Annotated in this window: 2 protein-coding genes; both read right to left on the bottom strand. The window is 37.5% G+C overall.

The annotated features are described in order from the left end of the window. Positions 1-339: hypothetical protein (locus tag J8M01_RS23730; protein WP_211059595.1), on the bottom strand; the 339-nt coding region annotated here is incomplete at its 3' end. Between the two features lie 224 nt (positions 340-563). After that, a partial coding sequence (locus J8M01_RS23735; RefSeq protein WP_211059596.1) for an acyl carrier protein occupies positions 564-897 on the bottom strand: 334 nt, incomplete at its 5' end.

Raw genomic sequence — 897 nt, forward strand, 5'->3', positions numbered from 1 at the left:
GACCACCGCGATATCGAGAGCGCCTTGCACCTCAAAAGCCATGGGCATGTTGTACTCAGCGGAGCCGCCTTGCAAGCTATCAATGAACCATAAACGCTGTTGCGCAAAAGAACATACTTCTAAAGTTTCGTGATTGTCATGGGCTCTCCTTACAATTTTTTTGTGCGTCAGCTCCAGCTCTTTTTTCTGTAAATAACTTAACAAAGCCTCTTTATTATTTTTGATCAAGATAATTGTATCCTGATCTAAGCGTCCTTTGGAAGATTTGGCTTTCAGTTTGCCATCATCGATATACAGCAAAGTTCCTTCAGAAATCAGTTTTGAATAGAGCTCGTTCATATTAATCACGTCACCTTAGATTTTTGTTATTGATGTCTCTCAAAATAAATGAAATTACATATCCGTTATGCTTAAAATTTATTGGTTCACTAATACAGTCACCAAATTACTTTTCGAGAGATTCTTATAAAATTTATTCTTCGTTATGTTTCTTAAGTCGAGGCATAAAAGTAATGCACTGTCGCAAAAACTCAGTGCATTACTTATCTTATGAATCCATATCATTAAAACTCATATTCAGTGGCATCCTCTGATTCCAATAAGGCCTGCTGTAAGAGTTCTTCAGCTTTTTGGTGCTCGCACAAGTTACACAAATCTGAAATACTTGCTATATCATAAAGGTCTTTTAACTCAATGTGCGTATAACCAACCTCCTTCAATTGAGCAAGAAAGCGCACCACTAATAGAGAGTGGCCACCTAAATCAAAGAAGTTTGCATTGACACTTATATGCTCAGCATCGATATAAAGCAATTTAGATATCAAATCGATAATTAACCGCTCTGTATCCGTTATTGGTGCAACGTAATCATGGAGCAATACACTCTCTGCCACTGGC

Origin of the sequence: Pseudoalteromonas sp. MMG005, from assembly GCF_018101015.1 — a bacterium.
GTDB lineage: Bacteria > Pseudomonadota > Gammaproteobacteria > Enterobacterales > Alteromonadaceae > Pseudoalteromonas > Pseudoalteromonas aurantia.